Source organism: Vibrio sp. MACH09 (assembly GCF_033238805.1).
Lineage (GTDB): Bacteria > Pseudomonadota > Gammaproteobacteria > Enterobacterales > Vibrionaceae > Vibrio.
The window spans coordinates 589,433-608,971 of the sequence record NZ_BSFZ01000002.1 but is presented as its reverse complement, the minus strand read 5'-3'; the positions used below and the strand labels follow the sequence as shown (position 1 = coordinate 608,971).

Here is a 19,539-nt window from a genome sequence, read left to right as displayed (position 1 = left end):
GAATTAGTAACCTGTGGTTGTATTGAGAGCTTTATGCCCAGTGGATGCTTGTTTAATGACGTTTTCACGGTGCAATTGAGGCATTGCAGCAAGACAAACGTACTGAAATGAATCGTTAAGATGTGAATACATGTTTTTGTCTGGCTTATCGCTGTACTTCTCCTGGCCAGATACATTCATCCGTTTGTATTGATAGCCAGTCTCCATACCTTTAATAAGTTGACGACAATGTGGGCTAATAACTATCTGAGGTTGCCCACGACCAATAAGCCGGTGGAGGAAATAACGAACAGCTTCAAGGCGAGCGGTAATAACATTGCTATGAGCTGGCTGCACATCGAACCCTGCCTCCTCCAATATCTCAAAGCAGGTAGTCTCATTGGTTTGAGCTCGTTGAACACCAGCAGGATCACCAAAGAACTTAACATCACAACCGTGATATTTAGACGCAATCAACGGTTTTAACTGCTCTTCGGCAAAGCGTTCAATACCCATAGACTCAGATACAACTTCGTCAATAACTCGAACTTGCCCGACAGGAGATATTTGAATGAATGTAGCTGCAGGTGTTAAACCAAAATCTAGACCGACTAATGTGGTCCACCCTTTAACCGGAAGCAGCTTATTTGCTGAAACATGAATCTCACGGTTAAAGGAGTCCCCAAACACTGGCTTTCCATCCGCGACTGTCGCAAATACATTGCACATCCGTGACCGAATCCAGTTAAGCGTCTGCCCTTGAACCTTCTCTAACCAATAACCAAAACCGTTCTTATGGTTAGCGACATTCTCAGCATCAGGATTGGCGACAAATCGTTTACCTAGATAGTCAACAAACAATCCTTTTCGAATCATTTCTCGTTGGTCTTTTGACAACGCCCCTTCGGGTATACCAGATATCTCCGTAATACCTGCAGGCTGAACAACAAACTCCCAGTTATCGGGACATAATCGCTTACCTGTTTCTTCATCGATACCTTCTTCAAAGTCATACCACCAATGATCATCATCAGGTGAGTTGGTATCCATAATCATGCCATACCAGGTAGGGCCACCATCTCGCATAGATGGATAACGTCCTGCTCTAGATAACGCTTCAAGCACAATAGCCTTAGGCATAAACTGCGCTTCGTTAATCCAAACACCGGTACATTCCAAGGACATGAGTTTTGAAATGTCTTTAGGTTTATCTAGGCTCAAAAAGAAAAACTCGCATTCAATGCGAGTCTTTCCGTCTGGGTGATGTTGTTTCCACATGGCCCGTATGGGGGCATCGTAGACAATGGGGCAGATACTTTGCGGCAACCAATCCTGAAAGGTTTTAATCACCGTACCTTTTAAGTCAGGGTAGGTATTACGAATACACACCCAACGAGTTTTACGAACACCATCCTCATTTGGCTCCTGTTCCATGGCAATCCTCTTCATGTGCATTACGCACCCTACAGATTTGCCAGAGCCAATAGGACCACGAATTGCAGTCACAAGTGGTCTAAGCCTATGCACCTTTGTCTTAAATGTTGGTGAGGCTAAGTATTTTATTCGCATGATGAATCTATATACTTAAGAGAAAATTAGACACGGCAATATCGACTAATTGGCTACTACCAATTAATTTCATAAACAACCTGCCCTCCTTTCTCTTGGATATCCAGTCGTTGACTCTTCTCACGAATCATTACTTTGGCCGCATCTGTCTGAGCTTTATCTTTCTCAGCTGAAGTTTGTAGTTTGACTGCCTTAAGTGGGTCCAACATCGTCATAGACTCATTGTTCTTTGCCGTTCTTTGTAATGACTCTATGCGAGCGGTAATTCGTTCTTCAGATTCATCCAAAGCAGTTTGCATATTCATCAACGACTCAAGAGCATCGGTTTTGTCAGTGCCAATAACCTCAGCTAATCGTTTCTGAACCGATACTTTACTTTCAAATATTTGAAACAACTTCGACCGCATAAAAACAATCTCAGCTTCTAGACTATTAACCGGTATATCCAACGCCTTAGCAAAATGCTGTGCATCGATAATCTCACTGTACCCACCATGCTTCTCAGCGTACTTATTCCCAACCACAAAAGGAGTAACAATTGCCCCATCACCAACAGCCATCATAGGAACATTTTCCACCACCCGATCCGAACACGTTCTATCCGCCTCAACGCCTTGCTCTCTCTCGCCTCCCGCTACTTTCGGATCACATTTCGGATCAGTTTCGTTTTTTTGGGATCGGATGTGTTTTCTTGCCGAGTTAGGGTTGATGCCTTTTTGACGACACCACTTTGAGAGAGTTATTGATGTTTCATTGAATGCCTGAATATACTCCTGTTGAAGAGCCACCCAGTCATACACTTTTCGTTTTGACATGTATTAACCGGATACTACTTAGTCTGCTCAGACTCTAGAACACAAAGAGGTTGATAGTCCACGGAATAACCGTACTGCTTTCTTAATGTCATTATTCGCCAGGCGCAGCGTTCCCAAGCACACAACCATACTTGATCACGACTTGCTGCTTCACCATAGGTTAAGGGTTTTGAGTCAAAAGGGCGTTGGCATTCAGTAAGTAGAGATGCAGATGGTTTAATCTCGCGGTCTTGATACTGAACTATCGTCGTTTGTTTCGGAGTTGTTCCACAACCAGTCAATATCATCAGGCAAAGGAGTATTAGCACACGGTTCATATTGAATCCTATCTTTAAATACAGTAATCACATTAGCTTGCGCTTTTTCATTTTCACTTCGCATACGCGCAAAGTCGTCAGCTCTATTTTGAGCCGCTATTTTTTCCTTCTCTAACGTTTCAATTGTTGATGCAAGATTTGTTGCTGCAGTATTAGCAGTTAGTAGATCAGCAGAAAGAGTCGCGCTCCTTTTCTTCTCCGTTTCTAGTTGGCCAACAACGTACCAGTTCCCAAGCAAACTAATGCCGAGTAGGACAATAAAGCCGATGACAAAGAATGTTTTTATCTTACTTAGAAACATCATTACTGTGGCCACCCGTTCAAACAGACATCCAGCTCTATTGCTCGACGTTTTACTATTCCTGAACAATTACTCGTGTCGATGCGACAATCTTTGCCATTAACGTACACCCAACGAGTAAACTCCTGACAAGCGCCGGTAGCATCGCCATTATTAAACTTCTTCAGCAATGTAGAACGTTTAAAGTTCCCCTGGCCAAGATTAAAAACAAAGCTTACTAGTACATCAAACTGAGCATTGGTGACATCTACCTTAAGATTGGATATCACAACCTGTTCAGCAGCTTTCACATCCTCTACATAGTTAGTTGCTACCTCTTCAATGGTTACCGTATCACCCTCTGAAACGCCTGAAGTATGGCCCAGTCCATTGGTCCATTTATTAGCACTGCACTGATAAGCTTGTGTTCTGCACCCTTCTAGGTTGGCGATATGCTCTAACCCACGCTGACTAGTAACAACGTCAGCATTCATACCAAATACAACGGCCAGTACTGCGGCCACTGAACATACAGTTTTAACTGCTAATTTTTTCATAGTTCTCTTCCGCTAAGCCTTGTCTCTTTAACTCTTTCAATACTTTCTTTTTATGTTGCCGATTATTGAAATACGTGAGCCCCACAAATATCAGGCCGATAATGCTTACCCAATCTTGTAAAGTCAGCGCACCAAACCCGGTAAATATCCAAGCACTTGAATAAGATAAATATGAGTTAGCCTTGTCTGGCATTGTTATTACCCCTAAAACGAAAAAGCCCCACCTAAAAAGGTGAGGCACAAAAAAAGCCGACTCGTTAAAGTCAGCTTTCCATCTTGAGGTAAATTTACCCCAGTTATGGGATTATCGCAAATGCATCACTCAAGACTAGAACACAAAAAAAAGATCCCAGATGTAGTGTTTCTATACTTAATCACACTACAAATTGACTTACTAATGAGCTTAAATCTTTTGCTTTCGAATTTAGTTCGCCACTTGCTTTTCTATTCATGTTAGCAACATCTGCAGTTTCACTACTAGTATCAGAAATAATGACGACTCTTTCTGAAATCTCCATACCTACTTGACTTTGCTCTTCAGTAGCTGTCGCTATTAAGGCGTTCATATCCATTATTGTAGATACAGCAGCCAATATTTCTTGCAATGCACTACCAGCTTGCGTGGCCTGCTCAACTGTGACCTCACTTTGGCTGTTACTATTGTTCATCGCTTTAACTGCTTCTGTTGTTGATACTTTCAGTACATCAATAACATCACTTATATCCCGAGTACTCTGCTGCGTTCTACTCGCTAGCTGTCTGACTTCATCTGCAACCACAGCAAACCCTCTTCCTTGCTCACCTGCTCTTGCAGCTTCAATCGCAGCGTTCAACGCTAATAAATTTGTTTGCTCGGCGATCTCTTCAATGACATTAAGAGAAGTAGAGATATTTTCTACATTACTTTCCAATTTCCCCATAGAAATAGCAGCGTCTGTAATAAGTTTTGCTAAAGACTCAACAGATACAACCGCAGTATCAACCGTTGAGACGGCTTCTTGTGCTTTATCATCTGCGATATGAGCTGCTTCTGCCGCGCTAACAGCGTTACTAGAAATTTCTTGAGCTGTCGATGTCATCTCTGTCATAGCAGTAGCAACTTGCTCCGTCTCTTCTCTCTGCTGAGCAGATAAGGAATCGACTCTATCTGCTCGCCCTCTCATATTCGTTGTCTCTTCGCCAATATCAACACTCACATGAGTTACATTCTTTATAATGGATTGAAGGTTTGATACAAATATATTGAAGTTATCACTTAACTTAGCAAATTCTGGAACGCTAAATTGATCTATACGAGCAGTTAAGTCGCCCTGCCCATTTGCAAAATCAGCAATTGACGAATCAAATTGATGGAGAGGCTTTAGAATGGTTCTTGAAACCAAAAACGCTAAAATTGCTGACAAAAATACCGTCAAGACACCAATTATAACTATTGTTGTAAAACCGTCTTCAGTCTGAGCTTTTGTCATGGCACTCATTTTACCTACAGTTTCATCTACGTCATCAAGATAAAAACCTGTTCCTATAATAAGATCCCATTGAGATTCATACACCGAAAAACTCATTTTTTCTAGCGGTGTAGTTTGTCCTGCCTTTGGAAAATAATAAGAGGTAAAGCCTTTACCACTTTTTGCATCTTTTATTATACTTTGTACAAACCGATTTCCATTAGAGTCTTGGCTGCTCCAAAATGAATCTCCAACTCCGTTTGAACTTTCTCCACTAAAGACTCTAATTCCATCACTAGTATAACCAAAAAAATATCCTGATTTTCCGTACTTTACTTTAGATAATGCCTCTACGACTTCATCTACTGATGCTCCTTTTTCCTTAAGAGGAGAAATTGTAGAATCGACTATCTCAACGTATGCATGAAGGGTATTTCTTTGCATTTCCAGCATGTGCGTACGAACCATCTTTATCTGGGAGTCATTTAACTCTGTCATCTTTAGATAAGTTTCAGTCATCATGCCTGCGGCTAGAAATAACAGCGGAATAATTGATAATAAATATAGGCGAGTTTTAATTGATAATGTAGACATAGTCAGCTCCTTTAAAATAAGAAACCAATCAGACGCAAAAAAATTGTTATTATTATGTTAATTTATAGATGAAAGCTTAACGAAATTTCTATATAAACGCTAACATCATATACCACAAATATGACATAATTAGATTATAGGTCAACAGAATGCGGAAAAAAACATTAGCTATTGTTAATTTAAATAGTAAATTCTTATAGCTTTCACTTTTTCTGCTTAAAAAAACAACCAAAGGACACATATAACAATCAGTTATATGGAAGCGTGAAATCTAGCTGCTTGAGTCTTTTATTAATTAATTACGTATTAGACATCTATTTATACTCATACTAAATCACTCTTTCAACTGCTAAGTTATTATCAATTGCTTTGATTAAATCGGACTCTAGGCTAAACAACTCATTCAGCGTACGCTCAATCATAGGGTAAACATCTTCAATAAATTGAGACTTGGACACTCTGACATCACAATGACGGAAATGATTAAACATATGTTCTGATGTTTGTTTGAACATTCCTTTTCCATCACAAGTACCGCATCTTCCACCACGATGAGAACCTACCGCTCGACATCTAGGGCAAGCAATCGTCGACAGTGCTTTTTCTTCAGCGTATTTTCTCAATTGATTTCGCTCTGAATCAGCTCTTCTTTTTAGTAAATCAATCTGTACCTGTACTTGTTCGCGCTCTTTTTCTGTTGCCTTAATCTTCTTGGCATTTTTTAGTGACTTAATTGCTTTTTGATAATCAGAGATGATTTTCTGAGAGCGATTAGCGCGATTACCATATCGACTCCAAGCTGAAATTACTCGGCGATACTGTGGCTTTAACGGCTTCTCCAAAAGTACACGATAAATCAAATCAGACAGTGCAGGACGGATTCTAGGTGGAATGGTTTCATAGTCCACCAGCTTATTTAATATCGCATTAAGTTTTTGCAATGCCTGAATATCATCTAGATATTTGGCTTTAACAATATAAGAACCAATCGTGTTGTTCTTCTCAGCTAATGCAATGGCTCCGTTTATTACATCGGCAGTTAAACTACTGCGGCCAGAAACACTTTCCCAGTTGACGTTTTTTGCTGAATGCAAACGAGTAAGAAGCTCTATCGAAATCCCCATTTCCGTTTTCCTTACGTATTCAAGAGTATCGCTTAAAGGAAGAGCCTACCCTTGCACAGGTAGACTTAATGAAATGAGTAATTGCGAGCACCCGATTTCATGTAGAAACCAGATGCTACAGAATTGAAATTAAGGAAAATGTGACAAGAGTGGTAGCCATTTATAGCTATAGCCAATTACTGTTTACGAATAAACCTCTATTCAAAGCTATCACCCAAAGTCTCCTTTGAATAGAACTGATAATGATTTCTTCCCGCGATATTTTTACAGGCATACATCGCTAAATCAGCGTTGTGGACCAATTCGGTAACAGATTTAGCATCATCAGGGTAAACAGAAATACCCACGCTAACCCCAATATCAAATTGAATATCATCCATTTCGAAACCGTCCTCGAAGAGAGAAAGAATTCGATGAGAAAACTCGTTAAGTATATCTAAATCGTCCAACTCTCCCACTATGATTGCAAATTCATCACCAGATAATCTGAAGAATTCAAACTCAGAGACAATTAGAGTTTCCCACTCATAATCTACAAAACTCTCGACAAGGCGTTTTGCAAATACTTCGAGTAAGTGGTCTCCAACATGATGTCCATAATTGTCATTCACATGTTTAAAGTTATCGATATCAAAGTAGATAACGGCGCATTTTTTATCTTTTTGGGTGCAGTTATCCATGATGCGCGTGATATCTAGGTTGAATTTTTTCCTATTTGGTAAGCCCGTAAGAATGTCTCTTTTTGCCAGATCATCAAGTTCAGTGACCAAATCAATGTATTTATTGTTAAGGATGGAGATTTCGTCGTTACTTTTCGAACGTTCTAAGTAGATTAAATCATCATAATTTACGGACTCTACTTGCTCAGTAAGCCTCTCTACTGGCTTAATAACCTGTTTTACTATAAGCCACTTTAATAGTAAAAAAGTGACCGAAGTTACTAACAAAACAATAATAATATTAAGAAGCTGAAAGGGTTTATACAATTCATTGAGGTACTCTTCAGAGAAACAAATCTTGATAAACCAAATGTCATGCATCAACTGAAAACCAAATTCATGGTCTGGCAGGGTAATTTTTTCTAATTGTTCTTCGTTCGACAGCGAATGCGAGGTTGCATTAGGTCTAAGCATCAATTGAGCATCCAGACCAAGCTTACTTTTTATCGACTTTTGAAATTTATCGTAGTGCTTAAGTTTAGAGCGAACCACTGCAGTTAATAGCATCTGCCCACGAGAAAAGGTTGAGACAGTGTAACTCTGCTCAAATGTAAATGTCTTTACGACTAGAAATTCAGGGTCTTTAACGCCATCGTCTAGTTTGTAGGTAGAGGAGTTTACGCGAGCCACACCTTTCACATCTAATGCTAGTTGAATCGCAGCAAGGTGATCTGTCACAACCGTATCAGCAACGTATTTTGTTAATGGCTCCGACATGTCTAAGTAAATAAGCTCTTCGCCGTTAATATCCACCAGAGCAAAACTCTCGATCATACTGTGATTAAGCTGTAATTGATTAATATACCTTTCTATTTCATTCTTCATGTAATACTGAAATGTGTCATCATTTATTTCAATGAAATGCTTTTTAATATGATAGCTATCTAGACTCATTCTGATAGCAGAATCTAACTCTCTAAGTCCTTCATTAAGGTCATTAGAGATATAACTAAGTTCATTTTGTATTTTTCCCGATAACGACAAGTTCAGTTGCATTTTTTGACTGAAATACAAAAACACTCCGGCGATGGAGAAGATCACAATCATAACAGGAAGCAGAATATAATTAATCTTTAGCGACAGTTTCATTTTTCTGTCTTTTCTTTTTTGTTATGAATAACAGTAAGTATTCGGCTTCTCAAATCTAAAGCTTCTTTACTCAATCTCTTATAGTTAAACGATAAATTACTATCTAATCCCATTGGAAACAACTCATCATCTAGCAGATAATCATCACTTGCGATATTCAATACGTGTTTGTTCGAGCTTGCGAACCACATCTCTTCAGCATTTATTACCGATCTCTCAGGAGTGTTAATAAAGTTAAGAAACTCAATTGACGCCTTGCTAATAGGCTTCTCTCTATTGACACTAAAGCATTCATGCCACATCAAGGTGCCTTCTTGAGGAATTGTGTAAGTCCAATCATCTTGTTCTGTATACGACGCTATTTGTTCTTTTTCTCCTGAGTAGATAACAGCAACTTCCATTTTAGAACCTAATTTTTTATCTCTAGCATAACTAACACCCATTCTTATTACTAATAACTGCTCTCGGACCTTCATCAATAGTTTGTATGCTTGTGCTAGTTCAGCTTCATTTTCAGTCATGGGATCAAACCCTAACGCCAATAATGCGATTGCAACAGTATCCACATCATCATCAGGAATCACAACGGTCAAAGGGTGTTCTAATGCGTAGTCGAAAACGTCCATCCAAGAGGTTATGCCTTCAGTGACCTTTGAAGAGCGAAATGCGACACCCATGGTACCATTGGCATACGGGATGCCATATGGTTCACATACTCTGCGAGATACATCGGTGAAGCTTGAATTACGATCCTCTAAAGTATTGGATAAATCCCCTAAAAGGCCTTCAGTTCCCAGTTCATCGAGCGTTAACCCATCAATGATAAATAAATCATAGTTTAAGGCTTTACCAGAGTACACCACCAGACTACGCAGCTCTTCACTTTCAAAATAAACCTGAGAAACGGTATGGCCATACTGCTCTTCAAACTCCTCTATCAGAGTATCCGAGATATAGTCTTCCCAAATGAAAATTTTGAGCGATTCAGCAATACTTTGTGTTGAGAAAAAAATGGAACAAGTTAAAGAAAAACAAGTTAAAAAACGCATCAGATACCTATTATTAATGAATTTGATGAAGTTTACCCATGACGTTAATTTTATTTTTATTAATTATAAACTAGATTTTACCTCCTTATTCGATATTGTGCTGAGATTTATATTGAATTTAGGGAAAATAATTGATTTATGAAAACCTCTACCTATATAAATAGTTGAAAATGTAAAACGTCGCCAAGTTGAACTTTTCATATTAGCTCAAAAAAACTAAATGTGATCCATATGGAAAAGAAAGAAACCGCAATGTCGCGTATACTCATTCCTTGAGCATTGAATCACAAGATATTGTCATCCATAGAGGTAAATCGTGATTGGGGTTCAGTTTACTAACTTGGGGTCAAACCAGCCAAGACGATCCTGAGTAGCATCGAGCTAAATTCTCCATCTTCAGTTTTACACGTTTACTGCTCTTTCCATTATGACTATTATTCAACTTAGCGAGTTGATATCTTTCATAGCCAAGATGTTCATAAATTCCCACATTAAGTACAACCTCTACAATAGTTTTCCTAAACATTTGGATGAACTAAATTAAGTTTTCAGTTTTTTTAATTCCTTTGGCTGCTTCCTTGACGAAAGCTTCAAGCTCCTCCTTTCCACAGAATTCAATACCAAACATGAAAATCACATAATTTACAATAATGTTCAATATTAATTCGAAGGGTTTACTACTAGAACCTATGTAATATGTAGTCTCCTATCACACACCTAGCCTCCTCAAACCCATAACAAACCACAACCAGGTACCCAACTTTATTCAAGCGTTCCTGCCATTCTTTTTGAGCTGGCGATAACTTGCTTCGGTATTGACGTGGTGGCTTCATCTCAATACGTAGGCCGTGATACCTCTCTGTTGGTATATCAAGTATTAGGTCTGGATAACCTGCCTTGCCTCCTAATTCTTTGAACTGCTTTTGAGCTAATGGACCTCGCTTTCCTTCGTTGGGAACATGGGTAAGGTACTCACCTATCCGATAACCCGCGATTGTGGTGACATTGGCCCAATCCACCAGCGCTTTTTGCTCAGGAGCTTCACGTTCTACTCTTGTTGGTGAAGAATCCGCTTTACTGTACTTCAGCCCTCTTTTGGACGATTTACTTTGTATCAGTGCATCTAACGCAGAATCAAAAACTGAACTCATTCAATTGCCCCCAACATTAAAGCCTTACTAATCGTATTTTTAACGTGCAGCAGCTGACTGCCGTATCTACGTTCCCATTGCTTAGGGTTGTCATGTAGTTTTGTGTGCTCATCAGTTCTAATTGGAAATACAAACAAATCATGGGCCTTGCCTGCCATTTTACCTTCACCATGACCTATTAGGTGATGAGCACATACTGTGACCATTTCAGATGTTTTCTCTCCAGTTACAACACACGGTAGCGTCCTAACAAATGCTAAGTACTTCTCACAATGCCAGGTCATTGGTTTTGGGCTACGCATATACGCCAATGGAGGGTCATCATTCACTTCCAGTTTTAATACCGGCTTAGATAATCGCTTAAGCTCTTCCAGTGGGTCCGCATTGCTGTATCTGGCGTTCGTTTCTTTATGGCCATTAACGCCATTTCTTTTTCTGGTTTCTTCCACTCCAAACTGTGCATCAAGAATAGAGCTAGGCAAGTGCTGGTAAACATCATTTCTAACCGCCCACCAGCAAAGCTCTGCATAGGTGAGTGCGTGATTCTTATCAAAGCCCAACTGACTACCAATTATCCCTACCCTAATTGCGACAAGATTTTTATTCGCCGTCTTTTCCAACTGCTCTGGTTTGAGCTTGTTGTCATGATGCCAACAAAGACGAACTGCGCTTATTCCTACTTTGGTTGTGACTAACTGCTGGTGGCAATAGTCCCCATCATGAGCCTGGCACCGACCAACAAAACTAACCAAATGTTCTATATCACCAAACTTGCTAGCAACATCCGCATGGCTAAAGAACGGTACCAACGACAAGTCAGCCTTCAGTGGATGTTTTACCTTCGGCCTATCAATCTGAACGTTAGTAAGAAATCCATCCGGTACATCATTTAAATCATCTGGAATTACCTGCAGTAATACACGGCCTTCTTTCACCAGCTCATGCGTCTTTCGGGTATTAGGGCCTGTCTGTAGAACAGTCACTCCCATGTCAATTAGCGGTTGCGCTTTAGCGATTAACAAACCCATCACCTACAACTGAATTGAACCATAACCAATGCCCTTGAAATAACCGTTAGGGTTGTACCCATCCGGTGTACTAGACATTAGGGATTTATTTACTAAATCTGGAATATCAATTGAATCCGCACTGTCCGATGTCGGGATAGTATGGTGCTGTAACTTATCAACGACTACCGTACTGACAACAAATATACGCCGTAGAGCCTCTACAGCACTGGTTACTGACCCTGTCGATAAACCTGTAATATCAACCATGTTTCTAATAGATACTCGCTTGTCACTGGTTATCAAGATTCGCCCAACAGTTCTACGTGGGGAGCCTTCTGGAAAATTCGCTTCCAGCGTTTCAATTAATTGTTCTGTTCTTGTCATACCTGATACTCCCATATCACCACCACCAAATACCTACGATAATCAACAGCGCAGCGGCCACTTCAAAAAAATGATCCACCAGCACAAAGTCAAATATTCGATTAAAATCTAGTGAATTCATGAGCCACCTCCACTGTCGGTTCTCAAACGACTCAACTGCTGCTCGATACCAACAATCTGGTTATCAATGTTTTTGATGCTGTTTCGAAAAGAATCCAAAGCCACCAGCGATGCTGTACCTCCTCGCTCATGGAGCTCCAAACTCTGTTGTTCCGATTTACGCCTGGCTTGCAACTGACAAAGGCGCTCTTGCGTAGAATCAATCTGAAGCTGAAGCGGTGTCAGGCTCACCTTTCGCCCCTTTCGAAATACTATGTACTCATCAAGCCAACGTTTGTTCTTGAGATACGTTGCAGGGTGAAGCCGTTCAAAACCATATTGATTTAGACTAAGCCGCTTCTCGATGTCCTCTCTGAGAAACTGAGCAAACTCCATTGGTTCTTTATCCAAATCTTGCCAAAGTTGATGGAACAGTTTTTCGGCTTGAACCGTATTGGTTTGGTTTAACCCTGCCTGCCAAAATGTCAGATAAGCCCGCTCGAGATAATCTTTGTCGAAATCCTTTTTTATATATTTTTTATTACTTGGTTCTATGGGTGGTTCTAATGACTGGTTCTGTGATCCGTTTTCGGATCTATTCAATGATCCGTTTTTGGGTGTATTCAATGATCCGTTTTCGGATCTATTAGATAAGTTATCAACAGCCCCGTTTTTGGGTGTATTACTAATACCCCCGTTTTCGGGTACATTCGAACTTGACCGAATATCTATTTCATCAATACCTGAACTAATACCAACTAGGCGATACACTTTTACCCGCTTTGTAATGCCTTTTCGCTCTCCCGTATCAGCAATGATTCCTTGCTCTACAAGCTTAGAAATATGAGAAGCGATCGTTTTCTTATCTAAGCCTGTATCCACTTCTAATCGCTTTATACTGGGATAACAGCAATGGTATTCATCAGCCCTATCAGCCATAGCTAAAAGGAGCAACTTGAGACTTGCTGGCTTAATATTGATGCCCCACGCCCAGTCATTTGCAACTCTGCTCATGCGGCCTCCTTATGGTTAAGCAAAAACCACCTCCACCAGCGATAATTTTCATCATAATTTGTCTCCTACCCCAGTAATGCATATACTTACAGGGTTCCTTAGTGAATAACCTCGGTTCTCAGGACGCAAAGCGCCCTCCCGCTTAAACGGATGAATTGAGGTCGTCAGTCCAAAACTGGTGCTAACAGTTTTTTTTGGACGAGCGAGACTGGCCGCGCCCTCGGGTGCGGTTTTTTCTTGTCTCCAAAATGTACCGTTATCTACCAGCATTTACGTAATCATCATTCGTTCTCCAGGTGCTCGCAGGTTATTGTTTCGCGTGGGTGCAACACGCCCTCATTGATCAAAATTACCTAGCAAATCAATTGCACTGCATAATCAGTGCAGCTATCTTTTAAGTAACTGAATTAATTAATCGATGTTCGGCCCTTAAGTTCTGGCCAAATAATATGCCAGTCATCAGGCCGTAACTGCTCTCTTGTTACCGCCCCACATGAGTGGGTTTCTATTAGAGAGCAAACGATCGGATTAAGAAGCTGATTAATAGAAACAGCCTTTCTCAAGTAGTTAGTTGTTGTTCCGCATTTGTCACTAAATTCATGTTTTTCATCTGATGGTAGTGTTTTTAAGTAGTTTCTTAATGCAATCATAATCGTTACCTCTCATTTGATGTTACTTATTGGTAAGCATTAAATCAACCATTAACGTTCCCCTTAGAACATTTACCTATTGGTAATAAGTGGTAAAATTATCAAGTACATAAAAGATAAGCCGAATTAAAACAGGTAGTTATGGATAGATATGAAGTTCGTAGATTAAATCTAATTAAATTAAAAGATGAGTTATGTGGTGGGAAAATTGCAGAAGTAGCAAGAAGAATTGATCGCAGCCCATCGTATGTTTCACGAATGCTTATGTCTGCTGGTAATCCAGGGAAAAAACCTATTTCAGAGAAAATGGTAGAGCTTATTAATACTGGTTTTAGATTACCGCAAGGAGCATTTGATCATCCAGATTTTGATCCAAACAGTATCGCACCTCCACCTGAATTCGATTTTAGCAATGTATCTGAAGTACCTGAATCAATAGAAATCAAAAACAAGTACCCCGTAATCAGTGCCGTAACCGCAGGTACTTGGGCTGAAGCGGTGGAACCATACCAACGTCATGAAATAGATGAGTATTTACTTACAACAGAAAAAGCGAGTGATAATGCATTTTGGCTCAAAGTTGTAGGGGACTCTATGTCCACACTATCCGGAATCAGCTTTCCTGATGGGATGTACATCCTGATCGACCCAGAAGTTGAAGCAATCAATCAAAGCTATGTGGTCGCAAAGCTAAAAAGTGTGAATGAGGCAACATTTAAACAGCTCGTTATTGATGTTGGGCAAAAGTTTCTGAAACCTCTCAATCCAGATCCAATGTATAAGCCAATCCCTATTAATGGTGATTGTAAAATAGTTGGCGTTGTTATCGATGCAAAGTGGAAGCTAAGGTAACTCCTCAAACACCAAACAAACCAACACCTCCCAAAACCGCTTATTCGAGCGGTTTTTTTGTACCCCAAAAGCATGCGTTACCAAAAAGTAATTGACACGAAGCGTTACTAATAAGTAAGCTAATATGCATCGGGTAATACTTATCCGTTACCCAACATTACTGAAAGGGCGAAGAAGCGCCCGGGCAGGTTAACCCAAAAATCGAATCGCCAAAGCTGGGCGATGACTGTTACGGACACGAACAGGAATACAGCTTTTATCAAAGCTTACTGATCCAGTGAGTTTTGATTACAAGGAACTGTTATGGAAAAAATCTATGAACGCTCAACCGATAAGCTCTGCGCCTATGTTGCAAATAAACAGTTGAGGCTACCAGCCGAGTTTTACATAAACCTATTTAAACAATACCGCAGCATCGTTGTTGAGTCCTTTGAAGATGACTTTTCTACTGAGATGCAAAAGTACCAGGACGATACAACACTGCTCATGGAGCTATCCGAAACCAGAAAAGAACCCCTCTCACTGGTTGATAGTCTGTTCTTCGAGAAGATTGGTATTGAGTTAAGCAGCGCCAGGTTCTCTAAATCTATCCAACGACCTTTTCGTGCTGAAAGTATGGATGAATTACTGATATCCATGATTATCGAAGCCAGAGATACACACCTTGAAACGTTGGATAAAGTACTCAAGCTTGGCGCGGTTTCCAAAATCACTGACCAACCTTTTACCAAGCAAGTGTTTAGCCGAGTTAAAAAGATTCTTTTAGCTACCGCTTCTCAAGCGCACTCTGAGTGTATTACCCCAATACGCTAATAGCGTAATACCTTACTCCGCTACCAACGTATTACTTTATTACGCTATTAGCCTAACACCCAATTACCTTATTAACCGAATAGAGAAATAACCTATGAACCTACCAACACTTATCCTTGCCGCTATTGAAGAGAACGACGGTCTAACTGGCTATGACATTACCAAAATGATAAAGGAAAAATGGCACTCGTTTTGGTCCGCTAGCCATCAGCAGGTATATCGAGATTTAAGCAAACTTGAGCAAATTGGTTTTGCTACCACTCAAATAGAGCCTCAATCAGGAAAGCCCGACCGCATTAAATATTCACTGACACCTGCAGGCAAAAAACACCTAGCAGAACTTCGGCATGAAGAACTGCAGTTGGAAGTGACTCGAGACAAATTAGCGGTTCTCCTGTTTGCCTCCAATAGCGATGAAGTCGCCTCAGACAAAATTCATGCTTTTCTAACGCAATGTGAAGCAAAACAAGCGGCACTACTCGCGGAGTCAGTGGATTCAGGTGTCAGCAAAATTTACGGCCTGATTATCAAAAAGCAACTCTTCAAAGTGGAAGCAGATATTAACTGGGCAAAAGAAGCGCTCGATACTCTCAGTATTGCGGAGGCTTCATGATTATCCCCATAGGAACGGCTAAAGGTGGACCAGGCAAAAGTACCACTGCATTTAACCTAACAGTGGCATTGATGCAAAAAGGCTATGACGTTGTGTTGGTTGATGCTGATGACCTGCAGTCTGTCACCAAATGGAACTACCTAAGAGAAACTAAACCTGACATTCATTGCTATTCCTTAAGGGGAGACATTGGCCAAGGGCTTCGTAACCTAGACAGTAAATACCATTACGTGATTGTAGACCTTGAGGGCGGCATTACTCAGGAGCTGCTTTCTTCATTAGAAGTTGCCGACCTCGTTCTTTGCCCTATGGAACCAAGCCAGCTTGATGTAAATACCCTACCCGACTTTCTTAAGATTATTGAAAAAGCCAGATGGTCCAATAAAGAGCTTAAATCCCGTTTCTTCCTTAGCCGGTGCCAGCCACTTTATAATATGGATGATGCCATTGGCACTGCAGAGACACTGAAGCATTTTGACGATGTAGATTTACTTGATACGCGTATTTACATCAACAAAGCATTCTCTGGCTCCGTTCCCCACGGCCTAAGTGTTCTGGAAATGGGCGATAAAGGTAAGAAAGCTCGAGATAACTTCTTAGAACTGTTTCATGAACTAAAAGAGGTGCTGGGATATGAAGATGCCGGTTAGCAAAGATGCTATTACCTCCCCCTCATTCACCAAGCCTAGTAAGGCAAAAAAGAAGGGCCAAAGTGTCAGCCTACCAATCGAACAGATAGACAAACTTAACCACTGGGTCGATGAACTGACATTTAGCCACCGTATTAAAGATGCTTCTGTTTCTGAAGTTGTTGAAATGGCTCTTGCTCAGTTTTTTAAGCAAAACAGCATTGATGATATGGCTAAGTTAGCAAAGAAAAAACGCCTATAAAGGCATACTCCAGATAGCAAAAGACCCTGCTCCGCTACCAACGTTCAGGGTCTTTGTTTCACAACCTACCAACATAAGGAATAGTTATGAACGACCTAACTATAGCGAGTTACGAGCTCTTGCGCAAATTTCTGAAAACTGTGCCGAAATCGCAGGTGCATGACTACTGCAGAACATTTGGTTACCACAACACTTCTCCGGCTATTTGCCATCCTTAACCCAATACGGAAGCACAATTATGAGCCTAACCATTTCTCACATCGCCCTTCATCAGTTAGAGATGAATGACCAGGATGAATTAGTCGTCAATTACCGAGATAACCTACTCGATCTTAATGCTTCGGCCTACCAACTTGTTGCAGAACTACATCGAGTATATAACGCAAAGGCAGGTAAAGGATTCGGTAGCTTTCTAGAGCACAGCGAGTTTAGTACCTGGCTTGCCAAACAGAAAAGCAAAGATATCGAATACTACGAGTTTTCTAAACGTTCAGCAGAACGGCTGAAAAACGAATTAACGAAGTATCCATTCGCTGATACTGGCGTTCTTATATTTGCTCAGTACCAAAGCCTAGCTACTGATTACCTCTTTATTGCCATTCTTCCTTCCATAGAGAGCCTTAAAGTAGATAGCCACCTTGATGTAGGCGCAACAGATCACCTCAATGTCACCGGCATGACTGTTGCTGCTCGTATTGATCTCACAACGATGGAGTTCGACAAGGACAGCAATCGTTATGTCAGTTTCTTGAAAGGCCGTGTTGGTCGAAAAGTTTCCGATTTCTTTTTGGATTTTTTGCAAGTCGATACTGGTTTTGATACTAAGCAACAAAACCAGGTACTGATGCAGGCAGTCGAAGATTTCTGTAGCGATGGCCAATTAGATAAGGAAGAAACCACCAGCTACAAAAAACAGGTCCATGATTATTGTAATGAACAGCTCAATTCAAACGAAGAAATTGTGGTTAAAGAGCTTTCATCAGAAGTCCCTTTAAGCGAAGACGGTACCAGCCTTTACAACTACACACAGGATAAAAGTTACGAACTTGAAGAAAGCTTTCCAGCAGATCGCACAGTTATTAGAAAACTGACTAAGTACGTGGGGACAGGAGGAGGCTTAAACATCAGCTTTGATTCAACGCTGCTTGGGGAACGTGTTTTCTATGACCCCGAAACCGATACGCTTACCGTTAAAGGCACACCGCCGAACCTTAAAGATCAGCTTATTCGAGTAAAGTAATAAGTTAATATTCTATTAGGCTATTACCTTAATACGCTATTACGGTAATAGCCTGTTATTTACAGGTGCCACCATGCAACATATAAACAGCTTTAACTACACTCCACCAGCATTCCTAGAGCCGAAAGAAGAGAAGGCTCACCCCACTAGTATTCTATATGACGCAGAAAAATATCCTGACTCCTCAAACAATCTCATGTGCCTTCAGGAAGTAATGGATACTTTTGGTGTTAAGCGCGGTGCAATAATCAGTTGGCGTCACCATCGCAACTTTCCTAACCCTATATCTAGTAATCCACAGCGCTTTCTTCGTGAAAGCATCAATGCTTGGCAGGTGCATGTGGGTGGGTTTAATGTTAATTAATTTGGCGCTGTGACTAACTATCTCAGATAGTAAGGCTCTCTTGTTGCGGGAATGTCGGCTGTAGTGATTTGTAGAAAAAATTGGAATCACAATTGGAATCAGATACTGCTAGCTCACTTTTGGACAAAAGCTTCTTAGAGTAGTTACCCAAGTTATGGAAAAATTGTTTGTTGTATCAAAAATTTAAACTCTCGTACAAATATGGAAAATAAACTCAATCTAATGAATTAATTAACAAAAAAATAGTGCTTGACACTTTTTAGATGCCTGATAGTTTGTTAATGAGATGTAACTTTAGTTCAAGGATGAATTTATGAAATTGAAAATAGCAGCCATTATCTTTTTATCCGTGGTTGCCTTAACAGGATGCCCCTCAGATGGTACAGAAAGAGCAGCGGGTATTAACTGTTGGGATACAAACCAAAATGGCATAAATAACCCTAATAAGAACACAAATAGAGATGGGATTTTTTCTGTCGATGACTGTCAGTCAAACACCCCTACCGTAAGTGTTGTATAGCACCCAGAGGCTAGCTTCAACTTCAAAAGTTTTTGTGACGCATTCGCAAATGTTGGGCAATACCCCGATGGGTGTCCTTCCGCTGCACCCTCACTGCCTACTGGAAGTCTGGTGAGAATTTTGCAGACATTAATAATGACCCAAGTCAATTAGAGTCAACTCAAAGCGATTTAGTTGCAATTCGAATAGATGGTAACTTTGCATATTGGAGTATCAAAGATTCATTTGTAGTTCGTCAGTTTGACTTTTCTGCAACATTAGGCAATGAGTGCCAAGCAGCGTGTGAGAATGACTAACTTTGTGTTGCCGCATATGCATACAAATTTGGGACTGGTAGTTCTTTTGAGTGCAATATTAACCATTATTCAGATACTCTAACGACTCCTTGGGAGGGTTTT

Annotated in this window: 22 protein-coding genes and 1 pseudogene; 9 read left to right on the top strand and 14 right to left on the bottom strand. The window is 40.4% G+C overall.

Annotation, left to right across the window (positions count from 1 at the left end; all coding sequences use genetic code 11):
• Window positions 1-3: 3 nt before the first annotated feature.
• The 14 genes and pseudogenes from CHJ_RS18045 to CHJ_RS17980 all read right to left on the bottom strand — a co-directional run bounded on the left by CHJ_RS18045 (window position 4) and on the right by CHJ_RS17980 (window position 13,848).
• On the bottom strand, window positions 4-1,413 hold the full coding sequence (locus tag CHJ_RS18045; protein WP_317918515.1) for a TerL: 1,410 nt from the start codon (window positions 1,411-1,413) through the stop codon (window positions 4-6).
• Window positions 1,414-1,604: 191 nt separating this feature from the next.
• Window positions 1,605-2,363, bottom strand: a complete 759-nt coding sequence (locus tag CHJ_RS18040; protein WP_317918514.1) for a hypothetical protein — start codon at window positions 2,361-2,363, stop codon at window positions 1,605-1,607.
• 216 nt (window positions 2,364-2,579) lie between these two features.
• Window positions 2,580-2,984 carry a hypothetical protein gene (locus CHJ_RS18035; protein ID WP_317918513.1) on the bottom strand — a complete coding sequence of 135 codons (405 nt, stop codon included), beginning with the start codon at window positions 2,982-2,984 and terminating at the stop codon, window positions 2,580-2,582.
• Window positions 2,984-3,517 (bottom strand): lysozyme, encoded by a 534-nt coding sequence (locus tag CHJ_RS18030; RefSeq protein WP_317918512.1) that lies wholly within the window; start codon window positions 3,515-3,517, stop codon window positions 2,984-2,986. Before CHJ_RS18030 ends, CHJ_RS18035 begins: the two co-directional genes overlap by 1 nt.
• Window positions 3,498-3,710, bottom strand: coding sequence for an HP1 family phage holin (locus CHJ_RS18025; RefSeq protein ID WP_171753431.1), 213 nt, complete (start codon window positions 3,708-3,710; stop codon window positions 3,498-3,500). The genes CHJ_RS18030 and CHJ_RS18025 overlap by 20 nt, the downstream gene beginning before the upstream one ends.
• A 181-nt stretch (window positions 3,711-3,891) precedes the next feature.
• Window positions 3,892-5,559, bottom strand: a complete 1,668-nt coding sequence (locus CHJ_RS18020) for a methyl-accepting chemotaxis protein (protein ID WP_317918511.1) — start codon at window positions 5,557-5,559, stop codon at window positions 3,892-3,894.
• Window positions 5,560-5,888: 329 nt separating this feature from the next.
• Window positions 5,889-6,683, bottom strand: coding sequence for a TIGR02642 family protein (locus CHJ_RS18015; protein ID WP_317918510.1), 795 nt, complete (start codon window positions 6,681-6,683; stop codon window positions 5,889-5,891).
• A 221-nt stretch (window positions 6,684-6,904) separates the two neighbouring features.
• A pseudogene (locus CHJ_RS18010) lies at window positions 6,905-8,491 on the bottom strand (diguanylate cyclase domain-containing protein); the annotation flags it as partial.
• Window positions 8,488-9,540, bottom strand: a complete 1,053-nt coding sequence (locus CHJ_RS18005; RefSeq protein ID WP_317918509.1) for a spermidine/putrescine ABC transporter substrate-binding protein — start codon at window positions 9,538-9,540, stop codon at window positions 8,488-8,490. The pseudogene CHJ_RS18010 and the gene CHJ_RS18005, both read right to left, overlap by 4 nt.
• Window positions 9,541-10,220: 680 nt before the next feature.
• Window positions 10,221-10,691, bottom strand: a complete 471-nt coding sequence (locus tag CHJ_RS18000) for a VRR-NUC domain-containing protein (RefSeq protein WP_317918508.1) — start codon at window positions 10,689-10,691, stop codon at window positions 10,221-10,223.
• On the bottom strand, window positions 10,688-11,713 hold the full coding sequence (locus tag CHJ_RS17995) for a DUF968 domain-containing protein (RefSeq protein WP_317918507.1): 1,026 nt from the start codon (window positions 11,711-11,713) through the stop codon (window positions 10,688-10,690). Before CHJ_RS17995 ends, CHJ_RS18000 begins: the two co-directional genes overlap by 4 nt.
• Window positions 11,714-11,722: 9 nt before the next feature.
• Entirely contained in the window at window positions 11,723-12,085 is a 363-nt protein-coding gene (locus CHJ_RS17990) for a hypothetical protein (protein WP_317918506.1), read from the bottom strand.
• Window positions 12,086-12,202: 117 nt separating this feature from the next.
• Window positions 12,203-13,198: a helix-turn-helix domain-containing protein gene (locus CHJ_RS17985; protein WP_317918505.1), complete on the bottom strand. Its 996-nt coding sequence runs from the start codon at window positions 13,196-13,198 to the stop codon at window positions 12,203-12,205.
• Window positions 13,199-13,605: 407 nt separating this feature from the next.
• On the bottom strand, window positions 13,606-13,848 hold the full coding sequence (locus CHJ_RS17980; RefSeq protein ID WP_317918504.1) for a YdaS family helix-turn-helix protein: 243 nt from the start codon (window positions 13,846-13,848) through the stop codon (window positions 13,606-13,608).
• A gap of 141 nt (window positions 13,849-13,989) precedes the next feature.
• On the opposite strand from CHJ_RS17980, the gene CHJ_RS17975 reads away from it, so the two are divergent.
• The 9 genes from CHJ_RS17975 (at window position 13,990) to CHJ_RS17935 (ending at window position 19,437) form a co-directional block, all read left to right on the top strand.
• Window positions 13,990-14,700: a LexA family protein gene (locus CHJ_RS17975; protein ID WP_171753417.1), complete on the top strand. Its 711-nt coding sequence runs from the start codon at window positions 13,990-13,992 to the stop codon at window positions 14,698-14,700.
• Between the two features lie 303 nt (window positions 14,701-15,003).
• On the top strand, window positions 15,004-15,513 hold the full coding sequence (locus tag CHJ_RS17970) for a hypothetical protein (protein ID WP_317918503.1): 510 nt from the start codon (window positions 15,004-15,006) through the stop codon (window positions 15,511-15,513).
• A gap of 94 nt (window positions 15,514-15,607) precedes the next feature.
• The gene (locus CHJ_RS17965) at window positions 15,608-16,126 is read left to right on the top strand and encodes a PadR family transcriptional regulator (RefSeq protein ID WP_317918502.1); all 519 of its coding nucleotides are present in this window, start codon (window positions 15,608-15,610) and stop codon (window positions 16,124-16,126) included.
• A complete protein-coding gene (locus tag CHJ_RS17960) occupies window positions 16,123-16,776 on the top strand; it encodes an AAA family ATPase (RefSeq protein WP_317918501.1) in 654 nt (217 codons plus the stop codon). The genes CHJ_RS17965 and CHJ_RS17960 overlap by 4 nt, the downstream gene beginning before the upstream one ends.
• Window positions 16,760-17,017, top strand: coding sequence for a hypothetical protein (locus tag CHJ_RS17955; protein ID WP_317918500.1), 258 nt, complete (start codon window positions 16,760-16,762; stop codon window positions 17,015-17,017). The genes CHJ_RS17960 and CHJ_RS17955 overlap by 17 nt, the downstream gene beginning before the upstream one ends.
• Before the next feature lie 238 nt (window positions 17,018-17,255).
• Window positions 17,256-18,257, top strand: a complete 1,002-nt coding sequence (yejK, locus tag CHJ_RS17950) for a nucleoid-associated protein YejK (protein WP_317918499.1) — start codon at window positions 17,256-17,258, stop codon at window positions 18,255-18,257.
• 73 nt (window positions 18,258-18,330) lie between these two features.
• On the top strand, window positions 18,331-18,621 hold the full coding sequence (locus CHJ_RS17945; protein ID WP_317918498.1) for a hypothetical protein: 291 nt from the start codon (window positions 18,331-18,333) through the stop codon (window positions 18,619-18,621).
• Between the two features lie 313 nt (window positions 18,622-18,934).
• Window positions 18,935-19,141, top strand: coding sequence for a hypothetical protein (locus tag CHJ_RS17940; protein ID WP_317918497.1), 207 nt, complete (start codon window positions 18,935-18,937; stop codon window positions 19,139-19,141).
• A 71-nt stretch (window positions 19,142-19,212) separates the two neighbouring features.
• Complete coding sequence (locus CHJ_RS17935) at window positions 19,213-19,437, top strand: hypothetical protein (RefSeq protein ID WP_317918496.1); 225 nt, start codon at window positions 19,213-19,215, stop codon at window positions 19,435-19,437.
• Window positions 19,438-19,539: the final 102 nt, after the last annotated feature.